Origin of the sequence: Sediminibacterium goheungense, assembly GCF_004361915.1 — a bacterium.
Taxonomy (GTDB): domain Bacteria; phylum Bacteroidota; class Bacteroidia; order Chitinophagales; family Chitinophagaceae; genus Sediminibacterium; species Sediminibacterium goheungense.
Genome location: NZ_SNWP01000011.1, coordinates 570,404 through 594,009 on the forward strand (window position 1 = coordinate 570,404; position 23,606 = coordinate 594,009).

Consider the following 23,606-nt stretch of genomic DNA (forward strand, 5'->3'; position numbering starts at 1 on the left):
ATTAAGTAGCAGGTACATAGTACCTGCTACTTAATTTTCATATCGCTCAAATACAAATTGAATTTTACTTTCATCGTCTTCCGGGTCAAATTGAATGGTCATATGTAATTGGCCCTCCTTCATATACGCTGACCAGTCATCGGTTTTGTCTTCGCCTAAGCTATTCTTAGATGTTATACTGATCAGTTTTTTGTTATCGTTAAAACAAAATTTCATATTATCATCGACAACACCTTCCATAAATTGCATGGTAAGCTGATTGCCTTTCTTAAATTCAAATCTGATATTACCCCAGGACATTTTATTTAGTTCAATGATCATCTGTCGATTTGTATCGGGATAATTTTTAATGGCATCGGATTCAATAAAGGAAGAATCTGTTTTCAGGTTAAAATACAGTTCGCTGGTTTTCACGGAAATCACTTTCCATTTACCAAGAATCATTGTATCGCACTGACTATTTGCAGTGAGAGTGAACAATACGCAAAGACACAGAACTGCCAGTTTTTTCATAAAGTGATGAAATTTATTTAAATATAGTAAAATATTTTCACGTGTTTATTATCAACTTCATTAGCCGTTGATCACAACTGCACTCTATTACATGCGCTATCTTATATATCTTGTACATCCAAAAACCTTACCAATGAAAAGGATATTTTCCTTAGTACTTGCCTGTTTATACCTGGCTAGCGTACAATCACAAAACAGTCAGCCTTATTTTTTATCCAATCCCGCATTAAGCCCCGATGGCGAAACAGTGGTATTCGCTTTTGAAGGCGATCTCTGGAGAGCCTCGGTAAAAGATGGCAAAGCCACCCGTATTACCGCCATGCAGGGTTATGAAAGCAGTCCACGTATTTCGCCCGACGGACAATGGCTGGCATTCAGCAGCCGCCAGATGGGTAATGCAGATGTATACATCATGCCATTAGCAGGAGGAGAAATCAAACAGCTTACTTTTCATAGCGCTACAGATGAAGTAAACAACTGGAGCTGGGATAGTAAGAAGATTTATTTTACTTCCAACAGAATGGGACAGATTTCCGGTTTTACCATAGGTATTAACGGTGGTACACCAGAACGTTTATTTGGTGACCATTTCTTTTTGCTGGATCATGGACTGGCAGAACATCCTTCAGGTGATATCTATTTTAATGATACCTGGGAAAGCACCAGCCAGATCGCCCGTAAGCGATATAAAGGCCCTTTCAATCCAGATATACAATCGTATAATATTGCCACCAAACAGTATAAAAAACATACCGATTGGGAAGGCAAAGATTTTGCCGCTACCATTGATAAAAACGGTAAACTATATTTCATTTCAGATGAAGCCAATGGTGAATACAATCTATATGCCTTAGACAATGGAAAGAAAACAGCATTAACACGCTTTAATACCTCTATTAAAGCACCACAGGTAAATGCAGCCGGAAGTAAAGTGGTATTTGAAAGAGATTATCAGTTGTGGTTGTATGATGTATCAGCCAAAAAAGCAGAAAAACTCAATATAACCCTGAACCGCAATTATGTATTGCCTGCAGAGAAAGATTATAATGTTCGTGGTGAGATTACCAATCTGGATGTTTCACCCGATGGCAAAAAAATTGCTTTCTCTTCCAGAGGAGAAATTTTTGTGAGTGATGCAGATGGAAAGTTCATTCAGCAAATCAATAAGGGTAACACTGAAAGAGCAAAAGAAGTGAAATGGATGAGTGATAATAAAACCCTGTTATTTAATCAGACAGTAGATGGATTTTTAAACTGGTACACGGTGGCAGCTGATGGTAGTGCAGGTGTAAAACAGATTACCAAAGATGCACGAAATAACCGTTCTGGTGTATTGAATAAGTCGCGTACCAAAATGGTATACCTGAGTGGCCGCGATGAGGTACGTTTACTCGATTTAAAAACCTGGGACAACAAAATCCTGATCAAAGATGAGATCTGGGCCATTCAGAATTCTGATCCTGGTTTCTCTCCCAATGATGAATACGTATATTATACTGCGATCCGCAACTTCGAACAGGATATTTTCATACATCATCTTAAAGACAATAAAACCATTAACCTCACCAATACAGGTGTTACAGAATCTAGTCCGGTATGGAGTCCGGATAGCAAGTACATTTATTTTATTTCTTCCAGAACAAAACCGTCTTATCCGTTTGGTATGCAAAACCCAAGAATTTACCGCATGCCATTAGAGAAAATAGATGCACCTTATCGTAGCGATAAATATGAGGCACTCTTTAAAACAGAGAAAAAAGATACCAGCAAAAAAGAACCCGCTCCCATAAAAATTGATGCTTCCAAAATTATGGACAGGCTGGAGCAGGTAGGTCCTGGTTTCGGATCACAGTTTTTACTGAATGTACTGCAGAAAGGAGAGAAGACCATTGTATTATATATAAGCAATCATGCCGAAGGCCGTAGTGCTTTATGGAAAACCACGCTTGAACCTTTTGAAGCTCCCAAAACAGAATGCATCAATGGAGCAGATGCTTTCAGTGTAGACTATGCAGAAGGAGGCGATAAAACCCTGTTACTTATCAATGGTTCTATATTCAAATTAAACCTGGATGCCAATAAGGTAGATCCTGTAGCTATTGCACAGGTATTCAGGAGAAACCTTTCAGCAGAGTTTGCGCAGATATTCCAGGAAACCTGGGCCCATGTAAATGAGAATTTCTATGATGAAAAGTTTCATGGTATAGATTGGCTGGCTATGCGTAAAAAATATGAAGCCTATGTCCCATATATCAATACCCGTGGAGACCTCCGTACTTTACTGGCAGATTTACTGGGTGAGTTAAACTCCTCACATCAGGGTTTTAGTTCTGCAGGTGATGAAGAAACTGTTCAGCTTTCCAACAGAACCATGGAAACAGGTATCATTTTCGAAAATAACGACCCTTATAAAGTGAAATATATAGTGGCGGGTTCTAATGCAGACAGATCAACCATTGATATCCGCCCCGGAGATATTTTGCAGAAAGTAAACGACGAAACCGTAGATGCCAAAACCGATCGTAGTTATTATTTCAGTAAACCTTCATTAGATGGTGAGCTTACACTAACATTCAGTCGTGCTGGTCAGACGGTTACCACTAAAGTTCACCCACAAGCGTCTCTGTTTGCTAATTTATCGCAGGAGTGGAGCGATATCAACCAGAAAAGGGTAGATGAGAAAACCAACAACCGTGTAGCTTATCATAATATGAAAGATATGGGAACGGGTGAGTTGGATAAGTTTCTGATTGATATGACACAGGATTTTTACCAGAAAGATGCATTGATTCTTGATCTGCGATACAATACAGGTGGGAATGTACACGATGAAGTATTAAAGTTCCTGAGCCAGCGAGCCTACCTGCAATGGAAGTACAGAGAAGGAAAACTAACACCACAATCTAATTTTGCACCTGCTGATAAACCCATTGTATTATTGATCAATGAACAGTCGCTGAGTGATGCTGAAATGACATCACAGGGTTTCAAAGCATTGAAACTGGGTACCATTATCGGTATGCCTACCTATCGCTGGATCATCTTTACGAGTGGCACAGGCTTGGTAGATGGTTCCTTTGTACGTTTACCGAGTTGGGGTTGTTATTCTTTAGATGGAAAGGATCTTGAAATAACAGGTGTAGAGCCGGATATTAAAATTCCGATGAATTTCGAAGATCGCATCAATGGTCGTGATCCACAACTGGATAAAGCGATTGAAGAGATCTTGAAGAAATTGAAAAAATAAATTTCCTGTATCTTGTAATCTGTGCATCTGTGGCAAATAATTTCGCCACAGATGCACAGATTTTTTGATTAAATCCTAGTTGATGTTTTCTCCTATAGTTCCTTTTGATAGATTGACGGATATACTTTTCAGGCTCGATCTTACTGCAGCAAACAGAGAGGTTACTGATGAGTTGGTAAATGATACCCAATTATTTTCTGCATATATTGATCATTGTTTGGCCGACACAGGTGCGAGGTATGCGATTGGAGGGTATGATGAGCATCGCACTGTTTACAGCAGAAGTACGGTGTTTGATGGTATTGATGAACCACGCAGGTTGCATTTGGGAACCGATATCTGGGGAACAGCCGGTACACCTGTATTTGCACCACTGGAAGGTGAAGTGCATAGTTTCGGCTTTCACGAAACCTATGGTGATTATGGAGCCGTTATTATTCTGCAACATCAGTTAGCAGGTGAGCGCATATATAGCTTATATGGTCATCTTTCATTGGGTGATCTGGATGGTTTGTATGAAGGGAAACCAATACAGTCTGGTGAGCAGATTGCACATTTTGGTATGCCTGAAGAGAATGGCCATTGGCCACCACACTTACATTTTCAATTGATGAAAGACATGCAGGGGATGAAGGGAGATTACCCGGGTGTATGTAAGTTCAGTGAAAGAGAAAAATACCTCTCTAATTGTCCCGACCCCGCATTTATATTGCGATACACTTTCGGAGTATAAAAATTCTGTGCATGCTGTGTTTTCAGTGACAAAGAGCCACTGAAAACACAGAAGCGCACAGACGATTAGCTGTTTGCATACACGGCTGCAAATTGAGCTGCAAAATCAGCAAGTTTGGTTTTTCCGAGTTGTGCAGGTTTATTTGCATAATAATGAGACAGCATTTTACCACTTTGCATAGCAGCTCCCATTTCTGTGTAATTTTTGGCTACTTCTTCCGGCAAACCAGCCTGTAACATGCCGGTAAGTGACTGTTCGTCTGAAAACTGTATCCATTTCAGATCGGTTTTGCCAATGGCTTTGCCAATAGCTGCGGCAATATCATCAGTAGAAGTTTCTTCACTCGCTATATAGTGAATCTGGTGCCCCTTAAAGTTGGCATCCAGTAAATACGAAACGGCTACGTCTGCAATATCATCCGGAGCTACAATAGGAAACTTTCCTGCCGGTAAGCTGAAATTGCTACCCATGATGCCCATGTTTTTGATGAGTCCGATATTGGCGAAAAGATTATTATAGAAGTAGGACGGACGTAAGAAAACAATATTTACTTCTTTGAGTTGTTGTAAAGCCTGTTCTGCACGATATAAACCTGTCACAGGCCCACAGCCTTCTGAAAGGTCTGCACCTACACTACTCAGAAATACAACCTTCTTAACGCCACTGGCAGTTATAGCCCTTGCGTATAGCTCGCCAACCCCGCCTATATAGGCTTTCCAGTCAGCCGCATCAAGAGTGGGTGGTACCATAGCATATACTACATCAGCACCGGAAAAGCTACGGGTTAAAAAATCCACATCGTCAACAGAGCCTATGGCAGTGTTCGCGCCTGCAGCAACCAGTTCCTGCAGGTTAGCTTCATTGCGTCCGATAACAGTAACCTGATGACCTTTCTGTAAAAGTGCAAGGCTTACCGGCTTTGAAATATTGCCCGCCCCGCCTGTGATAACATAATTCATAGTTGATGGTTTTTATTTTTTAAATTATTATTTGTATATACAATTATATTGGTAAAAAAATTAGAGCTGATCAGCGATAGCTCCCAGTGTTTTCACCAACTGGTTACTTTCTTTATGTCCTATGATAGAAGCATATTGTTGGTAAAACGCTGTTACACATTTTTTTAGTTGTGGAAATAATTCTTTTGCTTTGGGTGTGGGATACACATTCGTAATCTTTCCCTCTGTGGTTCTTATAACCAGTTTTTTTTCTTCCAGTTTTTCCAGCAAACGTGTAATGGTACTGGGGGTTAGCTGCATCTCATCCGATAGCCTGCCAGGTTGTACACCGGGTTCTTCCAATACAGCCATCAACACATAACCATGACTGGGAGAAAGGTCTACCTGCTTCCAGTTTTCGATGGCTAATTTCTCTATTTTTCTTGCCAATGCATTGGAAGTAAAATAAAGGCATTGATGATATCTGCTATCGGTTGTTTTCATTCAGGAAGCAAAGCTAAACTAAATATTTGTATATGCAAATATATTTTTACTCCCCTGAAATCATTCAAATTGTTTTATCTCATCCGAGGATATATAATGTATACCCTCATCATAATGATGTGCTGCATGTTGCATGGCTTTGGCGATACTGAGTGCCGAAACGGGCTGGTATTTTTTGAAGGGCCCCACCAGTAACGGACCTATGATTTTGGCTATCGACATAGCTATTTTTTCACCAACCCTTCTTTCCGCACGTTCACCCATAATCAAGGAGGGGCGAAAAATATAGGTGCCAGAAAAATTCAGTGCTTCGATGGCTTTTTCGACCTGCCCTTTTATTTTACTGTAAAAGATAGAGGAATCCATGTCTGCCCCAACGGCACTGATCAGCAGGAATCTCTTTGATCCACCCGCTTTTTGCAAGGCAGCCGCTTTTTCAGGATACACAAGGTCTACCTGTCTGAAAGCGGCCTGTGTTCCTGCTTTTTTTATGGTAGTACCCAAACAACAAAATACGTCATCAGCCTCGATAGCTGTATCCAATTTCTCATAATCCACAACCAGCTGTATTAATTTGGGATGATCTATTCTTACTCTCTTTCTCACATAAATCGTAACAGATCGATAAAGTGGATCAACCAGTAAGAGTTGAAGCAATACCTGCCCCGTCAATCCACTGGCACCCAGAATTAAAGCAGTTCTTTGTTTCATATCGGGGGCTTTGTTTAAAGTTACGGATATTAGTGAATGGTGAATGGTCAATGGTCAATGGTCAATGGTCAATGGTCAATGGTCAATGACCCATCTAGCCTACTAAATTACTCACTGCTCACTACTCACTACTCACTTTTTCCTAATTTCGTCCCATGTCGAACCCGAACCTGAATAGAGATCCGATGAACCTGAGTGCTGCGGAAAAAGAATTTGAGAATGCCATACGACCGGCAGAAATCAATGACTTTTCTGGTCAGCCACAATTGATTGAGAACCTGGTGATCTTTATTAAAGCTGCCAAATTAAGAGGAGAAGCCCTGGATCATATCTTATTTCATGGTCCTCCGGGTTTGGGTAAAACAACACTCAGCAGAATTGTCGCGAATGAATTGGGTGTAAATATCAAGGAAACCTCAGGCCCGGTAATTGAAAAACCAGGCGATCTCGCAGGTTTATTGACTAATCTTCAACCCAATGATGTATTGTTTATAGATGAAATACACCGTTTAAGTACTGTGGTGGAAGAATACCTATATGCTGCTATGGAAGATTTCAGGATTGATATCATGATTGATTCGGGCCCCAATGCACGCAGTGTACAGATTAACCTGAACCCGTTTACATTGGTAGGTGCTACCACAAGAAGTGGATTGTTAACGGCACCCTTATTATCCCGCTTTGGTATCAAGTCTCGGTTGGAATATTACCAGGCAGAAACCCTGCAAAAAATTATTGAAAGAAGTGCAGCCATATTAAATACCGCTATCAAAACAGATGCAGCATTTGAAATAGCGCGAAGAAGCCGTGGTACGCCACGTATCGCCAATGGTTTGCTACGCAGGGTAAGAGACTTTGCACAGGTATTAAATGATGGAACCATTGACCTGGGTATTACACAGCATGCATTAAAAGCATTGAATGTAGACGAGCACGGACTGGATGAAATGGATAATAGAATATTACTTGCCATTATCGATAAATTTAAAGGTGGTCCGGTGGGTTTAACAACGATAGCCACTGCCGTTGGTGAGGAAGCCGGTACGCTGGAAGAAGTGTATGAACCCTTTTTGATACAGGAAGGATTTTTGCAGCGGACACCAAGAGGTCGGGAAGTAACTGCAAAAGCCTATCTGCATACCAATAGAACTCAGATAAGAGATGGTCGCCAGTCCGATTTGTTTTCCTGACCGATAATGGTTTCATGATAAAAGTATTGGGATGTAAGGATAGATTATGATATAGGTATCTGTATTTATACCTGTTTTTTGAAAATAATTTGCCTTGGACGGAGTTTGGTAATGTGTTTTACTTTTTGTCTTAATTCTGTTAATGAACAGCATTAAGGCATTATGCAAAATGAACAATTCAAGTTTGCTTCAATAACCCGTTCCATTATAGGATGTGCCATGGCTGTACATAATCAGTTGGGAAATGGTTTTCAGGAATTAATTTATCATAGAGCACTGGCTATTGAAATGACTAAGCAAGGGCTCAGGTTTCAAGATGAGGTTGAAGTAGTTATTTTCTATGATGGCATTGCTATTGGTAAGCGTCGTGTAGACTTTTTGGTGGAATCTGTTATCCCGGTAGAAATCAAAGCCGTGAAAGAATTGGAGAATATACATCTCGCACAAGCTATTAACTACCTGAAAGCCTACAAAATGGAAGTTGGGCTGTTAATAAATTTTGGATCCATGCGTCTTCAGTTTCATCGGATTCTTAAACCCAGACTGGGATAGAACGGATAAAATGATATACTATGATGTAAAAAAAATGCATCAGCAAAGCTGATGCATTAAAAATCATAGTTCATCCTCTCATCCATTCTATCCCAGTTAGGGAGCTACGAGTCGGAAGCCATTACCATGAATATTCACGATCTCAATATTAGTATCATCTTTCAGGTACTTGCGTAATTTGGCAATGTACACATCCATACTTCTTCCATTAAAATAAGTATCGCTGCCCCATATTTTTTTCAAGGCTCTTTCGCGTGGTAGTAAGTCGTTTTTATGTTCAGCGAGCATTTTCAGCAATTCATTTTCTTTAGGAGAAAGTGTTTGGGTACTATCTCCATTTTTCAGTTCACGCAATTTGGGATTGAAATGGTATTTACCCAGGTCGAACTCGATATTATCATTGCTCTTGTTTTCTTCCTCATTGCGTTTCAGGATGGCTCTTATTTTTAATAAGAGTACTTCACTGTCGAAGGGTTTGGTAATATAATCATCCGCACCTAGTTTATATCCCTGAATGATATCTTCTTTCATGGTTTTGGCACTCAGGAAAAACAAGGGAATATCGGGATCCACATCACGTATTTCTTCCGCCAGTGTAAAGCCATCCATATTGGGCATCATTACATCCAGCAAACAGATATCATATTTCTCACGCTGAAAAGCGGCGAGACCCAGGCGTCCGTCTCGTTCCAGTGTTACATCATAATCGTTCAGTTCCAGATAGTTCTTTAATACCATACCAAGGTTGGTATCGTCTTCACACAAGAGTATCTTATATTTTTTCTTGTCTTCCATGGTTCTTTAAAATTTATGTGAAATAAAGATAATTCACTCCGAGTTAACATCCTACAGCCTGCAATCTTTTGTTAAAAGACTTTACAGATGCAGCTAAATCATTTTCCAGCTAACTATTTAGACGTATTTAATGTGATTTTTGGAAACGCTTATCTGTTAAGGTTTTCAAAAAAGCAACAAGATCAGCCTTCTCCTGTTTGCTGAGCCCGATAGGTACACCCATCGTAGTATCCATATTAATAGGGTTTAATACAAAGGCGCCAGGGTTATTATAATACTCAATTACTTCTTCCAGTGTCTGAAACATCCCATTGTGCATATAAGGAGCTGTTAGAGCAATATTTCTCAGTCCGGGTGTTTTGAATTTACCGAGGTCCTCTTTCTTACCGGTAATCAGATAACGACCCGAATCATTCAGTGCATATCCATCGAACAGACCAATATTCTTAAACTTGTCATCTGTGAAATCGGGGCCTCGGTGACAGTCGAAGCATTTTGTTTTCTCACTGATAAATAGCTTTCTGCCTCTTTCTTCAGATTCGGTATAGGCAATCAGATCATCCATGTATGCATCAAACCGGCTGCTGTCCGTTTCAAGCGTACGTTCAAATGCAGCAAATGCAGCGCCCAGGTTGTAGCTATTGGGAGTGGATTTAAAAATGCGTAAAAATAATTTCCTGTACTCCGCATCAGCATTCAGTCTGGCGACCGCTTCTTTAATGGGCAGCCCCATTTCATCGGGGTGTGCAATGGGCATTAAAGCCTGTTTTTCGAGTGAAGCTGCACGGCCATCCCAGAAGAAATAAGGTCTGTTTTTCATATTCAGAACAGAGGGCGTATTTCGGGTGGTGGCCCTTCCTTCAATGCCTTTACTGAAAGCCAGTGTATCTGAAAATCCGAATTCAGGGATATGACAACTGGCGCAACTGATACTACGGTCTTTAGATAGAATTTTATCGTTGAATAATTTTTGTCCTAATGCAGCTTTGGTATTTATAGCAGGGGGTGAGGTATAAGAAGAAATCATTAGTCCTGAGAGGATGAACAAGATAATGGCCCCGACTGTTTTCTTCATAATGCAAAAATACTGAAAGTAGCGTTTTGCTGTTTTCTGTTTTATTTTTGTGGTTCTAAAACAGGATAAAACACTTTTTATGTTGCTGACATCAGATAACAGGTTAAAAAAGCTTATTGTTATTGGAGATCGTGTTTTAATACGTCCGTCAAAACCCGACGAACAAACAGCCAGTGGCTTATACCTGCCACCCGGCGTGCAGGAAAAGGAAAAAGTACAACAGGGTCATATTATTAAAACGGGTCCGGGTTATGCCATACCCATGCCGGTGGATGATGAGCCCTGGAAATCGGAAGATGAGCAGGTAAAATATGTTCCATTACAGGCAAGAGAAGGCGATCTGGCTATTTTTCTGCTCAGTGGTGCCACCGAAGTCATGTATGAGAAGGAGAAATATTTTATTGTACCACAAAGTGCGATACTATTGTTAGAAAGAGAAGAAGACCTGTGATGTAGCAGATGGCTATTAGCTTATGGCTGATAGCAAATAGTCAATGGCTTATAGCTTAAGTAGCTTAGTTATTTATAGTAACTACCTACGCGCTAAATGACTTATATACTATCTGCCATAAGCCATTAACTATACGCCATCAACTACAATCATCTCTGTTGAATAACTGCCTGTAGGCATCATCATCCATATATTCAAGAATATCGCCGGGTTGGCATTGCAGTACCCTGCAGATTTCTTCCAGCGTAGAAAAACGAATGGCTTTGGCCTTACCACTCTTCAGGATGCTCATATTGGCAATGGTAATACCCACACGCTCACTCAGTTCTGTGAGGCTCATTTTCCGACGGGCAAGCATAATATCAAGATTTACAACAATGGGCATCAGATGGTAAGTTCTTGTTCTGTTTTAAGCTTCCATGCTTTGGTGTAAATATCGCTAAAAATAAAGAGGATCACCCCAATCAAACTATTGGGTAACAATGAATCCATGGTTCTTACCAATACAAATTCATCATGGGTATATGCCTGAACCAACGATGCTAAATGATTTCTTTGGAAAATGGCAATAAACGTACTGATGAAAAAGACCATACCTGCATAGAATATGTAGCGGCCGATTTTTTTATGTAAATCATTTTGCTGCATCATGGCTTTCACACAAAGCAGTACCAGCCATGCGAGTACAGACATACAACAGGCATCGGTGAATTCTTTTGATAAAACCGTTCTTTTCCACCAGCTAAGGTCTTTTATAACAAGTGTACCTTTCAGGTACAGATCGCTGCCGCCGAATACTTTGAGCGGCTCTTTACTCAATACAGCTTTTGATGAAGGTGTTACGGTAAGCTGGACAAAAGGTTCGTTCTTACTGAATAAGCCGACACCTGAAATGATGATCACTATGTTTATGATTGCGATGATAAGCAATAGCCATGCACCGATCTGGTAGGTTCTTAATTGTCTGTTAGAAATTGCCATGCTGAAAGAATTAAATAGTGAGTTGTTGTTCCTGTTTAAGACGAAATGCATTTTTATACACCCTTCCAATCCACAATACCGTTAAGCCTAACCAGAAGGGTACCGGGATGAACATAAAACTGTTTTTTTGATAGATGAACTGGTTATTGGTAAGTCTGCTTACCTCTGGTACAGTAAAGTAGAAAATACGTAGCAGGTCTAATAACCAGAAAATAATCAATGCAAAGCCAATGGCTCTGATCGAAGGACTGATATCTTTCTGAAAGAGTACACTACTATGAATATGCGGTAATAAACGAAGTACGAGTATGGACATGGTAATGATAAGCAGACAATTCAATACATCCATTTCAAGTAAACTAACCGGTAGCAGGATTTTTTGTGTAAGTGTAGGATGTGTAATTTCTAACTTGCCCGATAACCTGATCATATTCTCACCATAATTGGCAAAGCTGCTATCATAGTTCGGATAATTAAAGCCGGGTTGTACGGGTACACTGATCGAATCATCTCCAATCATCAAAGCAATGATCATGGTGAGGCAAAGAATGATAAATGTCCAGGCTCCCAATTTTATGCGGGTAAACATCGCTTTCTCTTTCAGGGAATAATATTTACCAATCGGCGGGATGAATTTGCGTGTCATAGGCGTTTCTATACCCGAAATAATGAATAATTATTGATAAACAGTAAATAATTATCAATAAATATTTTTATTTCCCTTGTATACTTCTCTTAATTTGGTTGCTTAAATACGATGTATGGCAGATAATCAGGCATTTATTAACGCAGTATCGGCAGGATATACCTTTAAGGGTGAGCAGGTAAAAATAGGTGTAGGTATGCTGAATGGAGAAGTGGTTCAGGGGGCCGATATCAAACTACCCTTAAAAACCATGAACCGCCATGGACTCATTGCAGGCGCTACCGGTACAGGTAAAACAAAAACTTTACAACTGCTGAGTGAAGCATTGAGTGATAATAGTGTACCGGTTTTGTTGATGGATATCAAAGGTGACCTGAGCGGGATAGCGGCAGCCGGACAAAGCAATGAAAAACTGGTGGAACGTAGCCAGAAACTGGGCGTTCCCTATACACCTTCATCTTATCCGGTAGAACTGCTGACACTCAGTAATGAGAAGGGTGTACGCCTGAGGGCTACGGTTAGTGAGTTTGGTCCGGTTTTGCTGAGTAAGATTCTTGGACTGAATGACACACAGGGTGGATTGGTTGCCATGATCTTCAAATACTGTGACGATCAGCAACTGCCTTTGCTGAACCTGAAAGATTTTATCAAGATACTGCAGTATATCGGTAATGAAGGTAAAGCCGACATAGAGAAAGAATATGGTAAAATCTCAACCACTTCTACCGGTACCATTCTGCGTAAAGTGATTGAACTGCAACAGCAGGGTGCTGATATTTTCTTTGGTGAGAAAAGTTTTGAAATAGATGACCTGATGCGGATCAGTGATGATGGCAGGGGTATCATCAATGTTTTACGGGTTACCGATATGCAGGACAGGCCGAAACTGTTTTCCACTTTTATGTTGCAGCTGCTGGCCGAATTGTATGCCAGTTGCCCCGAAGAAGGAGACATGGATAAACCCAAACTGGTTTTATTCATTGATGAAGCACACCTGGTTTTTAATGAAGCTTCGGAGGCTTTGCTTCAACAGATAGAAACGGTAATTAAGCTGATACGTTCAAAAGGTATCGGTATCTTTTTCTGTACACAGAACCCACAGGATATACCGGCTTCTATTCTGAGCCAGCTGGGTATGAAAATACAACATGCCCTAAGGGCTTTTACAGCTGCAGACCGTAAAACCATTAAACAGGCTGCTGAAAATTTTCCGGAGACGGATTTTTATACAACAGATGAACTGCTTACACAACTGGGTATCGGCGAAGCATTGGTAACTTTACTCAATGAAAAAGGGATACCCACACCACTTGTACATACCATGTTATGTGCGCCCCGTAGCAGAATGGATATACTAACAACGCAGGAAATAGAGACGCTCGTTAATTCCAGTAAACTGGCTGCTAAATACAGTGCAGAAATAGACAGTGAAAGTGCCTATGAAATTTTAACCGCTAAATTGGCGGAAGCAGCTGCCAAAAGCGAAGAGGAAGCAGAACCTGAAGCAGAAAAAAATACAGGCCGGAAAAAGAAAGAAGAAAGCTTTTTTGATAACCCTGTAGTACGTCAGGTGGGAAGAACTGCTGCCAGTGTTATTACCAGAAGTTTGCTGGGTGCTTTGGGGCTGGGTGGCAGGTCAAGTTCATCAAGATCTCGTAGAAGATAGTAAACGGATATTACCTGACTCATTGATCTCGATTTTTTCCTCACTTTGCAGTAGTTCAAGTACCGTCCATATTTTGTCATGGGGTACTGAATGCAGGTGTTGTAATACAGATGAAACGGAATGGGATCCATCTGCGATAAGTCTCTGTATGGATTGATGCAGATCGCTGAATTCTTTGGGCGATAATTGCTTTTTCTTTTTAGTAAGGCAGTTATCACAAATGCCACAATCCTGTAAGGCATGATCTCCAAAATAATTTCCAATCATTTTGCTCCTGCAGGTCGTTGTTTCCTGCAGGTAATGTATCATATTGTTTACTCTTTCCTTGTATTGTTGTTTGCGCTCTAAATAAGCATCCTGATCAATATGAAGATATTTTGCAGAAGCCCTGTTCAATAAAAAATGAATCTGGGGTGTTTCTTTTTGTGGCAGGTACTCAATCATACCAAAAGCCATTAATTGCAGTAATTGCGTTTTTACTTCTGTTATGTCAGATCGGGTAAGTCTGGCAAGCTGTGTTTCGAAAATAGAAACCCGGTTATCGAAAATACCTTCATAGGTTCTCAGCAAACTTCTGATGATGCGTTCCAGTTCCGGATGTGAAGACTCAAACTGATAAAGGGTTTCTTTATCGGTAGTAAACATGACCTGCGAGGGAAGAAAAATATTTTCAGCAAAACTGATATGTCCTTCCTGTTCCAGTACTTTCAGCGTATTGATAACCGTAAAGAGATCATACTGGAACCTTTGCGCAAACAGGTTGATATCAAAATCAAAATAACCACCTTCGCCAGACCCAACGGGTAATTGAAAAAAATCGGCCAGCGACTGATACACAGATTGAATAACAGGGATAGGAGGATAGCGTTTATCTGGCTGATTACTTAATTGTTGTAAGTCGAGTTGCTGATATAGTAGTACGGCGAATGATTTTTTTCCGTCTCTGCCCGCACGGCCCGCCTCCTGGTAATAGTTTTCGAGACAGTCTGGAATATTATAATGAACCACAGAACGAACATTGGATTTATCAATGCCCATTCCAAAAGCATTGGTGCAGACCATGATTCTTGTCTGGTTATTGATCCAGTTGTTCTGTTTATGAATTTTTTCTTCGTGCGTAAGACCTGCATGATAATAATCAACTGACAAGCCTTCCAACTGTAATAACTGACAAACTTCTTTGGTAAGTTTTCTGCTGTTACAATAAACAATACTGCTTCCGGGAACACTGTTCAGAATGCCGATGAGTTTATTGATTTTACTTTCTACCTGAAAACAGCTATAAGATAAAGCAGATCTTTCGAAAGACTGGCGGAAAACCTGGTAATTACTGAACTGTAGTTTTTCAATGATATCGGCCTGTACTTTTTCGGTTGCGGATGCGCTGAGGGCAATAACCGGTATGTTTTTTAGTTCTTTACGTAGCTGGGCAATCCGTAAATAAGGCGGACGAAAATCGTAGCCCCATTGTGAGATACAGTGTGCTTCATCCACTGCTATCAAACAGATATCTAAGGCAGGTAAATATTCCTGAAATAAGCTTGATTCAATTCTTTCCGGTGATACATACAGAAATTTATAATCGCCACGGGATGCTTTCTGTAAAGTGCTTTTTACTTCGGTATAAGTCATCCCACTATTGAGGGAAGCTGCAGGAATGTCTTTATCCACTAAATGCACTACCTGATCACTCATAAGTGCAATCAGCGGACTTATTACGAGGCACATACCATCCATCATCATGGCAGGCACCTGGAAACAGATTGACTTACCACCACCGGTAGGCAGTAAAGCCAGTGTGTCTTTTCCTGCGGCAACAGACTGAATTATTTCCTCCTGAACGGGTCGGAAGGAATCGTATTTCCAGTACTGTTGTAATATATCGATAGCGGCATTGATCATAAGAGACTGTGAAGGTAGATCGATAATAGCGTTTGCTGTATGAAAATCTCAAAGAAGATTTTAACAAGGATACCTTTTAGATAGGTAGCCCATACAAGCGAGATTCCTTATTATTATAAGGATTTACTTTTATGGAAATTTTATTCCAGTGCTTACGGCAATAATTTCTTCAACAAGTATATGCAGGTCTCTTTTTTTCACGATACTATCAGTAATGTATAGCCGTGGTATGGGAGCGACTTTTTTCAGAATTTTTGCGGGGGCTTTATAAATTTCAAGATAACAGCTATCAGGATTTCCCTGCTTGTCTGATACCATTGTTACCATTAGTTTTTGCGCTACGGGATCAAGCGAATTAACTGTGCTGATCGCTAAAGCAGCTATATCTGTTTCTTTGTTAATACCGCGGGAATTTTGTTCGGCTGCTTTTTTTGCTGCTGCTGTTATTAACTGACCCAGATCAGCACTGCTAATGGTACGAAAGCTTTTTTCATGTAGCTTTTCCTGTATCAGGATTTCCAGTATGGGTTTTTCAGTAAAATTATTAACCTGAACATAAACCGGGATCTGCCTGGATAACCATTCTGTTTTTTGCACAAAGTATCCTGCTGAAACAAATGAAAAGTATAAAAGCAGTTTATACATACAAAACGATTTAGATAAAAAAATCATCGCTTTTTAAGCGATCAGACATTGCATTAACTTTTGGGAAGTTACGATACTTTCTAAAAGTTTCGCACAGCGGCAGTCAAGCTATTTGTTAGGGATGGATTTCGTATGGTAATTCACGAAGCCTGTTTCGCCGTTGTTGGTCGCCTGACCAACAATAATAGCGCTACTCATTACCCTTTCTATTTCTATTTTTGATTACGGGATACTGCTGAAGGGATAGATGCTGCTACTATGAGCTTTTGGAAAGTATCGTGACTTAGGAAAAGTAACCTTACTGGTGATCAACAACGGTAGTTATTCTTTTCCTTTTATATTTCTTATTTCTCTGAGAGTTAACTTTTGGAAAGTTCCAAAACTTTCCAAAAGTTTTGCACTGAGTCAGTCATGCCATTTGTATTTGCGGTCAATAGGTTTAGCATGATAGTTTAGGAAAGCTTGTTTATTTCCGAATATAGCTAAAACATAATCCCGTTCTAGTTTGGTAGGTTTATCAGAACATAGTGACTGAAAAGAGGAATATTTCCATTCTCTGATATCTTTTACAAAGCCATGGTGCACTGGATTGGCATGTATATAATGTGTGATGGCACAAAAAGCCAGGTCATTTTCAATATCATTTGTTTTAAAATTGGGCATGAATAAACTACCTCTTCGTTGGTAGATTCTATTATAAGATTGCGTATAGCTGCTGAAAAGATTGGAAAGCGATTTACTGATTTTATTGTACATGTATTGAATCTGATTTATTTCACTCATCTTTCTGAAACTATTTGATTTAGATAATAGTTCGTAAAGCTGTTTTTCTTCTTTTATGCTGATGAGTAAGTGAAAATGATTAGGCATAAGGCAATAGGCGTAGATATTCATGTAAGGACTCAAATATTTCCCTGCTTTTTCAAGAAAGAAATGATAGTTTTTTTCTTCGCGGAATAAATTCTCGCTTTCATTGGCGTGATTATAGAGATGGTAGAATTGGCTTGGATGTAACATGAGAAATTATTTTGTTGGCTTATGGAAGGTATGTGAGCGGGATGGTGCTAAATTGATAGATACTGCTCTTATGAACTTTTGGAAAGTTTCGGAACTTTCCAAAAGTCAGCCTGCCCAACCTTCGCGGTCGAGACTGCGGTAATGAATGGCTTCCGCCAAATGCTCCGGTTGTATATCCTCACTTCCTGCCAAATCAGCAATGGTTCTACTCACTTTTAAGATACGATCGTAAGCACGAGCACTCAGGTTTAATTTTTCCATGGCACGTTTCAATAAGTTTTCTCCCACATTACTGATGCGACAAATTTCCCTGAGTTGTTTACTACTCATTTGTGCATTGGCATATACACCATTCTCTCCATTATATCGTGCTGCCTGTATTTCTCTAGCCTTGATAACACGCTCACGGATAGTGGCGGAGTCTTCTCCATTTTGTTGGTTACTTAATTCACTGAAAGCAACAGGAGTTACTTCCACATGTAAATCAATTCTGTCTAATAATGGGCCGGATACTTTGTTTAAATATTTCTGCACATTACCGGATCCGCAGGTACATTCTTTTTCGGGGTGGTTGTAGTAGCCGCAGGGGCATAGATGCGTTCCCTTTTTCCCATTATCAGGGGAAGACCCAAAAGCCTCATTCTCAAGGGTATCCGACAGAGCCTAAGACCATCGGTGAGCATATCCGGAAGCGGCGGATGGACCTGGGGCTAACGCAAGGAGAGGTGGCGAAGCGCATGGCTGTGTCGGAAGACTGCCTCTGCTATTGGGAAAACGGACGAAACGCCCCCCGGATATACCAGTATCCCGCCATCATCTCATTCCTCGGCTATTATCCCCTCACGCACGAAACGGAGACATTCGGCGGGAAGATCAAGCGGTACAAGCATGAGCAGGGATTGAACAATGAGAAGCTGGCAAAGCTCCTCGGAAAGGGTGAAGGGACGGTTGCGAATTGGGAGCGGAACAAGCGAGTTCCAGCAAAGAAACGGATGAAGTATGTTCTTTCGATTATTTCAAACACCTCTCGAAAATGAGGGGTATTTTTGTTTTCGTATGTACAAAATCATCAACGATGAAAACACGGAAAACTTTTATAAAAAAAACGGTGTTTTTCACATTGTGAATTTCATAATATTATTCTATGTTTACATAGAAATACAATAATGCATTCTTGATTCGTCTATCCCCCCTTGATGAATCGTATTTCATTCAATATTTATCATTTATGTAGATTTTGAGAGTAGTCATTTGTGTACACCGTGCAAAGTATTGAAGTATTAAGTCTATTTTATTTCAATAAGCAGATGAACTTAAAGAGGCTTATCAAAGATGATATTGATGAGTTTTGGCTTTAAAGGGTACATTAATTTCTTGAATCTGATAAAGCTGATGAGATATTTAAAATAAATAATCGTACACATAAAACTAACATATATGCAAACTCGAAAATTAGCCTACATCATTTATACACTTTTAATTGGTGTAATATTTATTAGTTGTAAAAAACAAACAACTATTGAAGATCAAAGTGCAGATAAAAATAAAATACTTAGTTTTATTCAATCCTCAACTAATCTGAATTCCTCAATTCCAGTTGAAGAAATTTCAATAGCGTTAAGTGAAACGAATTTGCAATTCGAGACTACTGAAAATAGTAGGGAAAAATTGGCAGTGGCAAAATTAAAACGCCCACTGTCAATCATTAATGAAAAATCTGATAATAGTTTGTACCTAATTGCATTTTACGAGCCTGGAGAAACAATTCGCAAAGTCAAATTTGTTTCTTATGACAATTTAGGTCTTAGAAATTTTACAGATTTACCAAAAAATACCTTAAATAATGTTATAAATATTGGCACAAATGATATTGATGGATTATTTAAGTTTTATTCGGTTGAAGGAAAATTTCAATTTCAATTAAATTTTACTGGCGGAAGACTAGGTGCTGTCGGTAATGTAACTCATTATCCGAAAAACACAAGAATGGGAGGTGCTGGGATTGTTTCTCAAACTTCAAGCTCGTTAAAGCAAAAAGGCAACTGGATGTATGAATGCAGTGATGTATATTTAGTTACATCATATTATGATGCTTCTGGAAATTACTTATATCAAACTAGAGAATTTTTATACAGACAAGGAAATTGCTCAGGTCCGGGAGAAGTTCAAGTACCCCAACCAGATGAAGGTGGTGGAGGTGGATTTCCTGAAGAGTATGAATATGCTCGGCTTAAGATTACACAATGGAGCGTTGGGAATCTACCAAATTTCTTACCTACTGGTAGTGATGGAGCAGTTACTTCATGGGAAAATATTAGAGGAAAAAAGGTAAGCACTGATCCTCAGGGTGGGCATTTTACCTCAATTGTACACAATAGCGATGAATGTAGATGTGGCAGTATAGTATGGTTTGCTACTAGCACTTCTGGTACAGCAAGTGCTCAAACCGCAACTGCTACCGTTAAAGGGGGGGCATCATGGGCTGGAAACTATTATACTCTTGAAAATAGTGCTGTTTGGAGTTTTAGTCAAATATTTCCTTAAAAGATCATCATAAATGAAATTTAGACAAGTATTGATATATTTTCTTTTTATGACCTCTTGTAAAGAAAATCCTGAAACTGATTTGCATGTAGGGAAAGTAATTTCTGAATTCAAATCGTTCAAAGGAGATTCGTTAGTATTTTCAAGTAAAATTAATATCTGGTACAAGCCCGGTTATGCTATTGAAGAACTAGGTATAACTACTATTTCTACTGATACAAATAGGCATAGTAAAGTAATATACTCTCCCACAAAATACTTGTTTATTGATTTAAAAAGAAAAGTGTTTTCTGAGTATGATTCATTTAAACCAAGTGCAAAAAAACTCAAAGTATATAGTCAAAGTGATTCCACTTTGATTGAGGGAGGATGGAATTTTTACTGGGATAAGAATGTCGAAATTCAAGGAAAAATTAGTACTCTGCCGGACACTATTGAAAATGGGAAACTATACGAAAGGATAGAATTTTACCAAAAGGGATTTGACTCCACTCGCTTTTATTGTATTGGGTATATTGATTGTCAACGATCAAATATGTTTTCCTATATGAAGGTATTTATTCCTGGAAAATCTAATTGCCCCGTTGTCAAATTAATAATGATTGAAAAGAAAAATAATAAAAAAATAATGGAATTATCGTTAATTCAGCAGTCCAATGAACTTTCCAATACAGAGCAATTGATTTTTTCAAAGTGGTCCAAAAATTCAAATCTTTAATTCATGTAATAGTTTCAACCATCATCGCCTTCCTAAATCATTCTCCCTTCACTCTCGAAATGGATACTTTTGGCAAGAAGGTCAAGAAGCATAAGTACGAATATGGAGTGAACAACAAGTAGATGGCGAGACTCTTAGTAGTGAATACCGCGATGTTATCCAATTTGGAGAGAAAGAGAAGTGTTCCAAAAAAAATGCAGATGATGCATTTTCTTACAGTTATCACAAACACCTCTCAGAAATGAAAGGTGTTTTAGTTATCTCCTATTTGTGCGAGTTAACTTTTGGAAAGTTCCAAAACTTTCCAAAAGTTTTGCGCTGAGTCAGTCATGCTATTTGTATTTTCGGCCAATAGGTTTAGCATGATAGTTTAGGAAAGCTTGTTTATTTCCGAATATAGCTAAAACATAATCCCTTTCAAGTTTAGTTGCGAGTTAACTTTTGGAAAGTTCCAAAACTTTCCAAAAGTTTTGCACTGAGTCAGTCATGCCATTTGTATTTGCGGTCAATAGGTTTAGCATGATAGTTTAGGAAAGCTTGTTTATTTCCGAATATAGCTAAAACATAATCCCGTTCTAGTTTGGTAGGTTTATCAGAACATAGTGACTGAAAAGAGGAATATTTCCATTCTCTGATATCTTTTACAAAGCCATGATGCACCGGGTTGGCATGTATATAATGTGTGATGGCACAAAAAGCCAGGTCATTTTCAATATCATTTGTTTTAAAATTGGGCATGAATAAACTACCTCTTCGTTGGTAGATTCTATTATAAGATTGCGTATAGCTGCTGAAAAGATTGGAAAGCGATTTACTGATTTTATTGTACATGTATTGAATCTGATTTATTTCACTCATCTTTTTGAAACTATTTGATTTAGATAATAGTTCGTGAAGCTGTTTTTCTTCTTTTATGCTGATGAGTAAGTGAAAATGATTAGGCATAAGGCAATAGGCGTAGATATTCATGTAAGGACTCAAATATTTCCCTGCTTTTTCAAGAAAGAAATGATAGTTTTTTTCTTCGCGGAATAAATTCTCGCTTCCATTAGCGTGATTATAGAGATGGTAGAATTGGCCAGGATGTAACATGAGAAATTATTTTGTTGGCTTATGGAAGGTATGTGAGCGGGATGGTGCTAAACTGATAGATACTGCTCTTATGAACTTTTGGAAAGTTTCGGAACTTTCCAAAAGTCAGCCTGCCCAACCTTCGCGGTCGAGACTGCGGTAATGAATGGCTTCCGCCAAATGCTCCGGTTGTATATCCTCACTGCCTGCTAAATCCGCAATGGTTCTACTCACTTTTAAAATTCGGTCATAAGCACGGGCACTCAGGTTTAATTTTTCCATGGCACGTTTTAATAAGTTTTCTCCCACATTACTAATGCGACAAATTTCTCGTAGTTGTTTACTACTCATTTGTGCATTGGCATATACACCATTTTCACCATTGTATCGAGCTGCTTGTATTTCTCGAGCTTTAATAACACGCTCACGGATTGTGGCGGAGTCTTCTCCATTTTGTTGGTTACTTAATTCACTGAAAGCAACAGGAGTTACTTCCACATGTAAATCAATTCTGTCTAATAATGGACCGGATACTTTGTTTAAATATTTCTGCACATTACCGGATCCGCAGGTACATTCTTTTTCGGGGTGGTTGTAGTAGCCGCAGGGGCAAGGGTTCATCGAAGCAATCAACATAAAATTAGCCGGGAAATCCAGGGCAACCTTTGCCCTCGAAATAGTAACCCGTCTTTCTTCCATAGGCTGGCGCATCACTTCCAGAACGGTTCTTTTAAACTCCGGTAATTCATCCAGAAACAATACACCGTTATGTGCTAAGGAAATCTCACCAGGTTGAGGTATACCACCCCCACCCACCAAAGCCACATCGCTGATGGTATGGTGTGGCGAACGAAAAGGTCTTTTATTGATCAGCGAGCTATTCTCCGGTAACTTACCGGCTACACTGTGAATTTTAGTGGTTTCCAATGCCTCCTGCAAACTCAGTGGCGGAAGAATAGTCGGCAGTCTCTTTGCCAGCATGGTTTTACCAGCTCCCGGCGGACCAATTAAAATAGCATTATGTCCGCCCGCTGCGGCAATCTCTAAAGCCCTTTTGATATTTTCCTGTCCTTTTACATCTGTAAAATCAAATTCAAACTGATACTGATCGCTGAAAAATTCATCACGTGTATTCACCACTACCGGTTGTAATGATTGTTCATCTTTAAAAAAATCAATCAATTCTGTAAGATGATCCACGCCATATACCAACAGATTATTTACCATACCCGCTTCACGGGCATTGGCCCTTGGTACAATGAGGCCTTTAAAGCCTTCTTTGCGTGCCTGAATGGCAATGGGCAATGCACCTTTGATGGATTGAATACTACCATCCAGACTCAATTCACCCATGATGACATAGTCCTTCAATAGCTCCGGATTTTCCATTTGTTCACTGGCTGCCAGAATACCCAGTGCGATGGGCAGATCAAATGCAGATCCGGATTTTCTGATATCAGCAGGGGCCAGGTTTACGACAATCTTGGTTCTGGGCATATCGAAGCCATTGGTTTTAATGGCACTCTCTGTTCGCTGCAGACTTTCTTTGATGGCATTATCAGGCAGGCCAACAATCTGGTAATGCTGTCCGGCACTCACATTTACTTCAATGGTAATCGTAATCGCTTCTACGCCATATACGGCACTGCCAAAGGTTTTTATAAGCATATTGGTGAATTCAAAATTCAAAAATCAAAAGTCAAAAGA

Annotated in this window: 24 protein-coding genes; 9 read left to right on the forward strand and 15 right to left on the reverse strand. The window is 39.5% G+C overall.

Annotated features, from left to right (window positions below):
• Positions 1 to 30: 30 nt before the first annotated feature.
• Positions 31 to 513 carry a hypothetical protein gene (locus BC659_RS10160; protein WP_133474648.1) on the reverse strand — a complete coding sequence of 161 codons (483 nt, stop codon included), beginning with the start codon at positions 511 to 513 and terminating at the stop codon, positions 31 to 33.
• Positions 514 to 646: 133 nt separating this feature from the next.
• On the opposite strand from BC659_RS10160, the gene BC659_RS10165 reads away from it, so the two are divergent.
• Together BC659_RS10165 and BC659_RS10170 are read left to right on the forward strand one after the other, a co-directional pair.
• Positions 647 to 3,760, forward strand: a complete 3,114-nt coding sequence (locus BC659_RS10165) for a S41 family peptidase (RefSeq protein WP_133474649.1) — start codon at positions 647 to 649, stop codon at positions 3,758 to 3,760.
• An 82-nt stretch (positions 3,761 to 3,842) separates the two neighbouring features.
• Positions 3,843 to 4,493 carry a peptidoglycan DD-metalloendopeptidase family protein gene (locus tag BC659_RS10170; RefSeq protein ID WP_133474650.1) on the forward strand — a complete coding sequence of 217 codons (651 nt, stop codon included), beginning with the start codon at positions 3,843 to 3,845 and terminating at the stop codon, positions 4,491 to 4,493.
• A gap of 65 nt (positions 4,494 to 4,558) precedes the next feature.
• Here the strand turns inward: BC659_RS10170 and BC659_RS10175 are convergent, their stop codons facing one another.
• Genes BC659_RS10175 through BC659_RS10185 form a run of 3 tightly spaced genes read right to left on the reverse strand, consistent with a single transcriptional unit; the run spans position 4,559 to position 6,646 of the window.
• Positions 4,559 to 5,452, reverse strand: coding sequence for an NmrA family NAD(P)-binding protein (locus BC659_RS10175; RefSeq protein ID WP_133474651.1), 894 nt, complete (start codon positions 5,450 to 5,452; stop codon positions 4,559 to 4,561).
• A 60-nt stretch (positions 5,453 to 5,512) separates the two neighbouring features.
• A complete protein-coding gene (locus BC659_RS10180) occupies positions 5,513 to 5,935 on the reverse strand; it encodes a MarR family winged helix-turn-helix transcriptional regulator (protein WP_133474652.1) in 423 nt (140 codons plus the stop codon).
• 60 nt (positions 5,936 to 5,995) lie between these two features.
• A complete protein-coding gene (locus BC659_RS10185; RefSeq protein ID WP_133474653.1) occupies positions 5,996 to 6,646 on the reverse strand; it encodes a Rossmann-fold NAD(P)-binding domain-containing protein in 651 nt (216 codons plus the stop codon).
• 155 nt (positions 6,647 to 6,801) lie between these two features.
• Between BC659_RS10185 and ruvB the strand changes: the two genes are divergently transcribed.
• Entirely contained in the window at positions 6,802 to 7,836 is a 1,035-nt protein-coding gene (gene ruvB / locus BC659_RS10190) for a Holliday junction branch migration DNA helicase RuvB (RefSeq protein WP_133474654.1), read from the forward strand.
• A 162-nt stretch (positions 7,837 to 7,998) separates the two neighbouring features.
• A complete protein-coding gene (locus BC659_RS10195; RefSeq protein WP_133474655.1) occupies positions 7,999 to 8,388 on the forward strand; it encodes a GxxExxY protein in 390 nt (129 codons plus the stop codon).
• A gap of 96 nt (positions 8,389 to 8,484) precedes the next feature.
• Here the strand turns inward: BC659_RS10195 and BC659_RS10200 are convergent, their stop codons facing one another.
• Both BC659_RS10200 and BC659_RS10205 read right to left on the reverse strand, forming a co-directional pair.
• Positions 8,485 to 9,183 carry a response regulator transcription factor gene (locus tag BC659_RS10200; protein WP_133474656.1) on the reverse strand — a complete coding sequence of 233 codons (699 nt, stop codon included), beginning with the start codon at positions 9,181 to 9,183 and terminating at the stop codon, positions 8,485 to 8,487.
• A gap of 127 nt (positions 9,184 to 9,310) precedes the next feature.
• Positions 9,311 to 10,258: a cytochrome c peroxidase gene (locus tag BC659_RS10205; protein ID WP_133474657.1), complete on the reverse strand. Its 948-nt coding sequence runs from the start codon at positions 10,256 to 10,258 to the stop codon at positions 9,311 to 9,313.
• Between the two features lie 79 nt (positions 10,259 to 10,337).
• Between BC659_RS10205 and BC659_RS10210 the strand changes: the two genes are divergently transcribed.
• Entirely contained in the window at positions 10,338 to 10,709 is a 372-nt protein-coding gene (locus BC659_RS10210; protein ID WP_133474658.1) for a co-chaperone GroES, read from the forward strand.
• Positions 10,710 to 10,848: 139 nt separating this feature from the next.
• On the opposite strand, the gene BC659_RS10215 is transcribed toward BC659_RS10210, so the two are convergent.
• From BC659_RS10215 to BC659_RS10225, 3 genes are read right to left on the reverse strand one after another with little or no spacing between them, the layout of a single operon-like run.
• Positions 10,849 to 11,094: a helix-turn-helix domain-containing protein gene (locus BC659_RS10215; RefSeq protein WP_133474659.1), complete on the reverse strand. Its 246-nt coding sequence runs from the start codon at positions 11,092 to 11,094 to the stop codon at positions 10,849 to 10,851.
• On the reverse strand, positions 11,094 to 11,690 hold the full coding sequence (locus BC659_RS10220; RefSeq protein ID WP_133474660.1) for a DUF2975 domain-containing protein: 597 nt from the start codon (positions 11,688 to 11,690) through the stop codon (positions 11,094 to 11,096). Before BC659_RS10220 ends, BC659_RS10215 begins: the two co-directional genes overlap by 1 nt.
• 10 nt (positions 11,691 to 11,700) lie before the next feature.
• Positions 11,701 to 12,336: a DUF2975 domain-containing protein gene (locus tag BC659_RS10225; protein WP_133474661.1), complete on the reverse strand. Its 636-nt coding sequence runs from the start codon at positions 12,334 to 12,336 to the stop codon at positions 11,701 to 11,703.
• A gap of 115 nt (positions 12,337 to 12,451) precedes the next feature.
• On the opposite strand from BC659_RS10225, the gene BC659_RS10230 reads away from it, so the two are divergent.
• Positions 12,452 to 14,002, forward strand: a complete 1,551-nt coding sequence (locus BC659_RS10230; RefSeq protein WP_133474662.1) for a helicase HerA-like domain-containing protein — start codon at positions 12,452 to 12,454, stop codon at positions 14,000 to 14,002.
• On the opposite strand, the gene BC659_RS10235 is transcribed toward BC659_RS10230, so the two are convergent.
• The 4 genes from BC659_RS10235 to BC659_RS10250 form a co-directional block, all read right to left on the reverse strand.
• A complete protein-coding gene (locus BC659_RS10235; protein WP_133474663.1) occupies positions 13,982 to 15,904 on the reverse strand; it encodes a RecQ family ATP-dependent DNA helicase in 1,923 nt (640 codons plus the stop codon). The two genes, BC659_RS10230 and BC659_RS10235, sit on opposite strands and share 21 nt — an antisense overlap.
• A gap of 129 nt (positions 15,905 to 16,033) precedes the next feature.
• Complete coding sequence (locus BC659_RS10240; RefSeq protein WP_133474664.1) at positions 16,034 to 16,549, reverse strand: hypothetical protein; 516 nt, start codon at positions 16,547 to 16,549, stop codon at positions 16,034 to 16,036.
• A 405-nt stretch (positions 16,550 to 16,954) separates the two neighbouring features.
• Positions 16,955 to 17,566, reverse strand: coding sequence for a transposase (locus BC659_RS10245; RefSeq protein ID WP_133474665.1), 612 nt, complete (start codon positions 17,564 to 17,566; stop codon positions 16,955 to 16,957).
• 105 nt (positions 17,567 to 17,671) lie between these two features.
• Positions 17,672 to 18,226: a magnesium chelatase subunit ChlI family protein gene (locus tag BC659_RS10250; protein WP_246027134.1), complete on the reverse strand. Its 555-nt coding sequence runs from the start codon at positions 18,224 to 18,226 to the stop codon at positions 17,672 to 17,674.
• A 77-nt stretch (positions 18,227 to 18,303) separates the two neighbouring features.
• Between BC659_RS10250 and BC659_RS17135 the strand changes: the two genes are divergently transcribed.
• From BC659_RS17135 to BC659_RS10265, 3 genes are all read left to right on the forward strand, one after another.
• On the forward strand, positions 18,304 to 18,603 hold the full coding sequence (locus BC659_RS17135) for a helix-turn-helix transcriptional regulator (protein ID WP_425470407.1): 300 nt from the start codon (positions 18,304 to 18,306) through the stop codon (positions 18,601 to 18,603).
• Between the two features lie 400 nt (positions 18,604 to 19,003).
• The gene (locus BC659_RS10260; protein WP_133474667.1) at positions 19,004 to 20,110 is read left to right on the forward strand and encodes a hypothetical protein; all 1,107 of its coding nucleotides are present in this window, start codon (positions 19,004 to 19,006) and stop codon (positions 20,108 to 20,110) included.
• A gap of 49 nt (positions 20,111 to 20,159) precedes the next feature.
• Positions 20,160 to 20,828 (forward strand): hypothetical protein, encoded by a 669-nt coding sequence (locus tag BC659_RS10265; RefSeq protein WP_133474668.1) that lies wholly within the window; start codon positions 20,160 to 20,162, stop codon positions 20,826 to 20,828.
• Positions 20,829 to 21,308: 480 nt separating this feature from the next.
• Here the strand turns inward: BC659_RS10265 and BC659_RS10270 are convergent, their stop codons facing one another.
• Together BC659_RS10270 and BC659_RS10275 are read right to left on the reverse strand one after the other, a co-directional pair.
• Positions 21,309 to 21,920 (reverse strand): transposase, encoded by a 612-nt coding sequence (locus BC659_RS10270; protein ID WP_133474669.1) that lies wholly within the window; start codon positions 21,918 to 21,920, stop codon positions 21,309 to 21,311.
• 105 nt (positions 21,921 to 22,025) lie between these two features.
• Entirely contained in the window at positions 22,026 to 23,567 is a 1,542-nt protein-coding gene (locus BC659_RS10275; RefSeq protein ID WP_133474670.1) for a YifB family Mg chelatase-like AAA ATPase, read from the reverse strand.
• Positions 23,568 to 23,606 lie beyond the last annotated feature (39 nt).